This is a genomic window from Mycobacterium sp., assembly GCF_040509115.1.
Lineage (GTDB): Bacteria > Actinomycetota > Actinomycetes > Mycobacteriales > Mycobacteriaceae > Mycobacterium.
In genome coordinates, this window is the sequence record NZ_JBEVLO010000323.1 from 1 (window position 1) to 7,137 (window position 7,137).

Below are 7,137 nucleotides of genomic sequence, written 5' to 3' on the forward strand. Positions count from 1 at the left end.
CGGACCCAGACTCCGACGTTGGCGTTGCCGCCCTTGTCGCCGCTGCGCGCGCCTGCGATGGTGCCCAGCGGAACGCGCCGAGTCTCGCCGCCGTCGAGTGGAAACGGGAACGCGGGTTGGACAACGGGTTTCAGTACGGCGGTGGCCGTGGCGGGAGCGATGTCCGTGCGGGTGCCGTCGGCATGGACCGCGACGTGCGGCACCTTGGCGGCATCGACGTAGCCTGCGGTGAATACCCCGTACACCTGACCTTCACCGGGCGGAGCGGTGGTGGTGAATCCTGGATAGCTGGCCAGCGCCAGTTCGACTGCGGCCGAGGAGAAGTGGCGACCGACGTTCTTCGGGTCCTGGTCGCGGACCACGCAGCGCAGCAGTGCGCTGGCGGCTTCCTCGGTGTCGGCATCGGGATGGTCGGTGCGCGCCAGCGTCCACTCCAGCTCGGCGGGCTTGACCGTCAGGCCGGCTTCCAGCTGGCGGCGCACCAGATCGGCCTTGGCGTCGATGTCGAGTCCGGTGAGCACGAACGTCATCGCGTTTCGGAACCCGCCGATCGCGTTGAGCGACACCTTGAGCGTCGGCGGCGGTGCTTCCCCGACGACGCCGCTGATGCGCACCCGGTCTGGTCCGTCCTCGCTGAGCGCGAGACTGTCGAGCCGCAGCGTGACGTCGGGGTTGGCGTAGCGAGCGCCGCCGACCTCGTAGAGCAGCTGCGCGGTGACGGTGTCGACGCTGACCAGGCCGCCGGTGCCAGCGTGTTTGGTGATGACCGAGGACCCGTCGGCCTCGATCTCGGCGATCGGGAAGCCGGGGTGCAGGAGGTCGGCCACCCCCGAGAGTTCGGTGAAGAAGGCGAAGTTGCCACCGGTGGCCTGCGTGCCGCACTCAATGACGTGCCCCGCGGCGACCGCGCCCGCCAGTGCGTCGTAGTCGGTGCGCTGCCAACCGAAGTGCGCGGCGGCAGGTCCGACGATCACCGACGCATCGGTGACCCGGCCCGTGACGACGACGTGCGCACCCGCGTTCAGACAGTCGACGATGCCCCAGGCGCCCAGGTAGGCGTTGGCGGCGAGAGGGGCGCCGAACCCGAGCTCATCCGCCCGGCCGACCAGGTCGTCGCCTTCGACGTGGGCGACGTCGACGTGGATGCCGAGCCGGTCGGCGAGTCCGCGCACGGCGGTGGCCAGACCCGCAGGGTTCAGCCCTCCCGCGTTGGCGACGATCTTCACGCCGCGCTCGATCGCGAGGCCGAGCGACTCTTCGAGCTGGGTGAGGAACGTCTTGGCATAGCCGCGCTCCGGGGACTTGGCCCGGTCGCGGGCGAGGATCAGCATGGTGAGTTCGGCCAGGTAGTCGCCGGTGACGTAGTCGAGCTCGCCGCCCGTCAGCATCTCCCGCATGGCGGCGTGCCGGTCACCATAGAAACCCGAACAGTTGCCGATCCGAACTGGCGCCAATTTCCAAGCTCCCATCACCGTCACGGCCCAACCAACCGGTAGGTTACCTGCTACCGAAGGTCCCACGTCAAGGGTGCGGCGGTGGGGGACCCCGCCGCTTTTGGAGGCTACGCAGCTCACCGGCTATCCTGAGTGGCAATTGCCGTCGCCTAGTTGTACGTCGAGTGTGCGCGGCAACATCGAATGCAAGAACCTCAAGAGGAGAAGCTCCACCATGGCTGTGCCCAAGCGGAGAATGTCGCGCTCGAACACCCGTAGCCGGCGCGCGCAGTGGAAGGCCGAGGCCACTGGTCTGGTCAACGTCAACGTCGCAGGTCAGCAGCACAAGGTGCCGCGTCGCCTTCTCAAGGCGGCCCGCCTCGGACTGATCGACCTCGACCGCCGCTAGCCCCAGTCGGCAGTCCATCGCGCCGGACGGCGACCACCGAGGAATTGAGCCAATTACCGGCGCGCCTCTCAGGTCACTCTCAGACACGGGGTTGAAACTGTCGCTGTGCGCATACTTGTCGTTGACGACGATCGCGCTGTGCGCGAATCTCTGCGCCGATCCCTCGCCTTCAACGGATACACGGTGGATCTGGCGCAAGACGGCCTGGAGGCCCTCCAACTGATCGCCAGCGACCGGCCCGACGCGCTGGTGTTGGACGTGATGATGCCCCGGCTCGATGGCCTCGAGGTCTGCCGCCAGCTCCGCAGCACCGGCGACGACCTACCGATCCTGGTTCTCACCGCACGTGACTCGGTCTCCGAGCGCGTCGCAGGTCTGGACGCGGGCGCCGACGACTATCTCCCCAAGCCGTTCGCCCTCGAAGAACTGCTGGCCCGCATGCGCGCCCTGTTGCGCAGGCGCGTGCTCCCCGACGACCGCGAGTCGGCGGCCATGACGTTCGCCGACCTGAGCCTCGACCCCGTGACCCGTGAAGTCACGCGCGGCGAGCGCCAAATCAGCCTGACCCGCACCGAGTTCTCGCTGCTCGAGATGTTGATCGCCAACCCCCGCCGGGTGCTCACCCGCGGCCGCATCCTCGAAGAGGTGTGGGGATTCGACTTCCCCACGTCGGGCAACGCCTTGGAGGTCTACGTCGGCTACCTGCGCCGCAAGACGGAAGCGGAAGGGGAACCACGACTCATCCACACCGTCCGCGGCGTGGGTTACGTATTGCGTGAGACCCCACCCTGATGGCGGATCCCCGGTCACCGTTCTGGTGGCGGTCGCGCGAACGACGGTCGGCCGATGTTCGCGAAGCGGCACTGCACGACGCCAGTTCGGTGTCGCTGCGCTGGCGGGTGATGCTGCTGGCGATGTCGATGGTCGCGATGGTCGTCGTCCTGATGGCCCTGGCCGTCTACGCCGTCGTCTCTCGCGCCCTCTACGACGACATCGACAATCAGCTGCAGATTCGGACGCGTTTGTTGATCGAGAGCGGCCTGCTGGCCGTCGACCCCGGCAAGGCGATTGAGGGCACGGCGTACTCCGAAGTCAACGCCATGTTCGTCATGCCGGGCCGGGCGATCTACACCGCGAACCAGGAAGGGCAGACACTGCCCCTCGGCGAGCCAGAGAAGGACGTCATCCAGGGCAAGTTGCGAATGTCGTTGCGCACCGCGAACTATCAACGCGTGCTGGCAGTGCACCTGCCCAATGGCAACTCGTTGCTGATCTCCAAGAGCGTCAACCCCACCGGGAAGGTGCTCAAGCGGCTCGGCACCATCCTGCTCATCGTCGGTGGTCTCGGGATGGCGGTGGCGGCCATTGCCGGTGGCACCGTCGCACGAACCGGGCTCAGACCCGTGGCGCGGTTGACCGAGGCCGCCGAACGCGTGGCCAGAACCGACGATCTGCGTCCGATACCGGTCCATGGCAGTGACGAGCTCGCCCGTCTCACCCAGGCGTTCAACATGATGCTGCGTGCGCTGGCCGAGTCGCGGGAGAGACAGTCGCGGCTGGTCACCGATGCGGGGCACGAGCTACGCACACCGCTGACGTCCTTGCGTACCAACGTGGAACTGCTGATGGCCTCGATGGCACCGGGGGCACCGACGATTCCCGAAGAGGAGATGGCGGGGCTACGCACCGACGTCATCGCCCAGATCGAGGAACTATCCACGTTGGTCGGCGACCTGGTCGACCTCACCCGTGACGACGCCGGCGTCACCATCCACGAGCCCGTCTTGCTGTCCGATGTGGTGGAACGAAGCCTGGAGCGAGTTCGCAGGCGGCGCAACGACATTGATTTCGACGTCGATCTGTCCGAATGGCAGGTGTACGGCGACGAGGCGGGGCTCTCGCGGGCGGTGCTCAACCTACTCGACAACGCGGCCAAGTGGAGTCCACCCGATGGCCGGGTCGCGGTGAGGCTGGCCCAGATCGAGCCGCAGTACGCCGAACTGGTGGTGTCCGATCTGGGGCCGGGGATACCGCCTGCCGAACGGGATCTGGTCTTCGAGCGCTTCTACCGGTCGACGTCGGCCCGCGCGATGACCGGGTCCGGCCTCGGGTTGGCGATCGTCAAGCAGGTCGTCGTGAAACACGGTGGGACACTTCGCATCGATGACACGGTCCCCGGTGGCGACCCGCCAGGCGCTTCGATCCACGTGGTGATCCCTGGCCGGCCGGTCCCGGCTCGCGAGCATCAAATGGCGGCGACACGCGAGAGCGGTGCGGTGGACGGGGCGGGCAACAGCACCGAGAATGAGTAGTTCGGGGGTTGGTGCTGCGAGAAGTCTGGGCAAGTCTCGAATGATCTCTAAGTGGATTCTCAGCCCCACGGGGCACTGTCGGGACGAGCCTTTCGTTGATAACTAGGAAGACGCAGGACGCCACCCGAAACTACTCGAAGGAAGAGCACCCAGTCGCAATGACCAACCATCCGAGGTATACGCCGCCGCCGCCACCGCCCGGCCACCGGCCAGGGGCGAACGAGCCAGCAGCGCCCGGTTTCACCGGTCAGCACCGATCTGGAGCACACGAGCAGCCCGCCGGCTATACCGGTCCACAGCGTACGGGTGGCTACCAGCAGTCCTACGACTGGCGATACGCCACGCAGCAGCAACCCTTTCCGCAGGATCCCTATCGCGCCGCCGATCGCACGCGAATGATACCTCCCAGTGCCCCTGTGAATCCCCGAAAGCGTTCGCGCGCAGGGCTTTTGACGGTGGGCGCGCTCACCATCGCGGTGCTGTCCGCTGGGGTGGGTGGCGGTGTCGCGACGCTGGTGCAGCCGAACCGTCCCACGGTCACCTCGTCGGCCACGGGCGCGACGCCCAGCGAGCCGGCCGCCAGCGTGCCCGCAGGCTCGGTCGAGCAGGTGGCCGCCAAGGTGGTTCCGAGCGTCGTGAAGCTCGAAACCAACATGGGCAGGCAGTCGGAGGAGGGCTCCGGCATCATCCTGTCGACCGATGGTCTGATCCTGACCAACAACCACGTAGTGGCAGCCGCCAAGGACGGTGCCTCCCCAGGAGGCGTGCAGACCAAGGTGACCTTCGCCAACGGCGCCACCACGACGTTCAAGGTGGTGGGCACCGACCCCAGTAGCGACATCGCCGTGGTGCAGGCGGAGGGGGCATCCGGACTCACGCCGATCACGCTCGGGTCGTCGTCGAGCCTGCAGGTGGGCCAGGACGTCGTCGCCATCGGTTCGCCACTCGGCCTGGAGGGCACGGTGACCACCGGCATCGTGAGTGCGCTGAACCGACCCGTCGCCGCAGGCGGCGATGCACAGAACCAGAACAGCGTCCTGGACGCGATTCAGACCGACGCCGCGATCAACCCCGGCAACTCGGGTGGCGCGCTGGTCAACATGAACGGCGAACTCGTCGGGGTGAACTCGGCGATCGCGACTCTGGGCGGTGACCCCGGCCAATCGCAGAGCGGCTCGATCGGCCTGGGCTTCGCCATCCCCGTCGACCAGGCCAAGCGCATCGCCGACGAGCTGATCCAGAACGGCACGGCATCGCACGCCTCCCTGGGCGTCCAGGTCGGCAACGACGCGGGTGTGGACGGCGCGAAGATCGTCGACGTCACCAGCGGGGGAGCGGCCGCGACCGCTGGATTGCCCAGCGGTTCCATCGTCACGAAGGTCGACGACAGAGTGATAGGTAGTGCCGACGCGCTCGTCGCCGCGGTGCGGTCCAGGGCGCCGGGGGACAAGGTGACGCTGACCTATCTCGATTCGTCCGGACAGTCGCAGACCGTCGACGTCACTCTCGGCAAGGCCGCGCAATGACCACGGTGCCGGACTCGCCCGTACTCAAGATGGCCGCGCTCCCGTCGGCGGCGGGATATACGGTGGCGTTCATGGAAACGCCAGGGGAGTTGGTGGGCCGGGCATTGGTCGTCGTCGTAGACGACCGGACGGCGCACGGAGACGAAGAGGATCACAGCGGTCCGCTGGTCACCGAGCTTCTTGGTGAGGCGGGGTTCGTCGTCGACGGTGCGGTGGTGGTCTCGGCCGACGAGGTGGAGATTCGCAACGCGCTGAACACTGCCGTCATCGGCGGCGTCGACCTGGTGGTCTCGGTGGGTGGTACCGGGGTGACGCCCCGTGACGTCACCCCGGAGGCGACCCGGACGATCCTGGACCGCGAGCTGCTCGGGATCGCCGAGGCGCTGCGCGCGTCCGGCCTGTCGGCGGGCATCGTGGATGCGGGGGTGTCTCGGGGCTTGGCAGGTGTCTCGGGCAGCACGTTGGTGGTCAACATCGCCGGTTCTCGCGCGGCAGTTCGCGACGGCATGGCGACGCTTGGACCCCTCGCGGTGCAGATCATCGATCAGCTATCCAACTTGGAGATCTAACTCTTGGCCGTCTCCAACGGCTCACGGCGGTGTCAGCCCACGCTCAGCGTGGGGCCTGGCGCCGCCGTTGGTTTTTGGGTGGTACGCCCGAGTTCCGTTAAAGTCGGCGCGTCAGCAACAAATTCCCGAGTGTGATCTTCGTCACATTAAAGGACCGGTGTGAGCGACTCCCAGCGCCCCTCGCGTCACGCAGTTAACAAGATTTTCGGCGATCCGCTGCCCGAGACAACCAGTGATGAGCGCGACGAAAAGTCGTCCGACGGCGACGCAGAATACGACGCCTGGTTGCGGGAGAATGTGCCGCCGCACCACGGCTGAGCTGTCATTTCGCGTTGAGCGCGGGAAATGTTCAGTGTCGGAAGGGATTTGTCGACGGCCGTCGATGTGCGGATCCACGGTGTCCGTTGCTGGCGCACGTGCCCGCCGGGCAGGCCGGGCGGCACCCCTCTGACCGTTCTGGCAAACACTGCCGCTCGTCCCCGCCTGCGAAGCGCGTCGATGTTCACGCGTTGCCGGGGGGATGCCTCCCCGTTATGTTTCTGCTGTCAACGATGAGCATTGCGTAAGAACAACATGTGAGCTTTCTAATTCCACTCACATCGAGGGCTTGCGAGGTGTCAGGTTTAGCGGTAGAGCCGGGCACTCAACAGGAAGAGGGCGGACTGCACAGTCCGTCGTCAAGAACGCTAGGGAGATTATGAAGGCAATCAGTCGGGTGCTGGTCGCGCTGGTCGCGGCCATTGCTGCTCTCTTCACGAGCACGGGCACCTCACACGCAGGTTTGGACAACGAGCTGAGCCTGGTCGATGGCCAGGACCGGACTCTGACGGTCCAGCAGTGGGACACGTTCCTCAACGGTGTGTTCCCGCTCGACCGCAACCGGCTGAC

The 7,137-nt window shown here is 66.6% G+C and carries 7 protein-coding genes and 1 pseudogene; 7 read left to right on the forward strand and 1 reads right to left on the reverse strand.

The genetic code is table 11. The annotated features are described in order from the left end of the window. On the reverse strand, window positions 1-1,397 hold a 1,397-nt coding region (locus ABW137_RS22670; protein ID WP_526403703.1), incomplete at its 3' end, for an acyclic terpene utilization AtuA family protein. Window positions 1,398-1,668: 271 nt separating this feature from the next. Here ABW137_RS22670 and rpmF point away from each other — a divergent pair. From rpmF to ABW137_RS22705, 7 genes and pseudogenes are all read left to right on the forward strand, one after another. Then, window positions 1,669-1,842, forward strand: a complete 174-nt coding sequence (gene rpmF / locus ABW137_RS22675) for a 50S ribosomal protein L32 (RefSeq protein ID WP_526403697.1) — start codon at window positions 1,669-1,671, stop codon at window positions 1,840-1,842. A gap of 105 nt (window positions 1,843-1,947) precedes the next feature. Continuing rightward, the gene (locus ABW137_RS22680; RefSeq protein WP_526403698.1) at window positions 1,948-2,634 is read left to right on the forward strand and encodes a response regulator transcription factor; all 687 of its coding nucleotides are present in this window, start codon (window positions 1,948-1,950) and stop codon (window positions 2,632-2,634) included. Continuing rightward, entirely contained in the window at window positions 2,634-4,154 is a 1,521-nt protein-coding gene (locus tag ABW137_RS22685; RefSeq protein ID WP_526403699.1) for a sensor histidine kinase, read from the forward strand. The genes ABW137_RS22680 and ABW137_RS22685 overlap by 1 nt, the downstream gene beginning before the upstream one ends. Window positions 4,155-4,312: 158 nt before the next feature. After that, on the forward strand, window positions 4,313-5,680 hold the full coding sequence (locus ABW137_RS22690; protein ID WP_526403700.1) for a S1C family serine protease: 1,368 nt from the start codon (window positions 4,313-4,315) through the stop codon (window positions 5,678-5,680). After that, window positions 5,677-6,249 carry a MogA/MoaB family molybdenum cofactor biosynthesis protein gene (locus tag ABW137_RS22695; RefSeq protein WP_526403701.1) on the forward strand — a complete coding sequence of 191 codons (573 nt, stop codon included), beginning with the start codon at window positions 5,677-5,679 and terminating at the stop codon, window positions 6,247-6,249. Before ABW137_RS22690 ends, ABW137_RS22695 begins: the two co-directional genes overlap by 4 nt. 159 nt (window positions 6,250-6,408) lie before the next feature. Then, window positions 6,409-6,567: a hypothetical protein gene (locus ABW137_RS22700; protein WP_526403702.1), complete on the forward strand. Its 159-nt coding sequence runs from the start codon at window positions 6,409-6,411 to the stop codon at window positions 6,565-6,567. Between the two features lie 379 nt (window positions 6,568-6,946). After that, window positions 6,947-7,137: pseudogene (locus ABW137_RS22705) on the forward strand (MspA family porin); the annotation flags it as partial.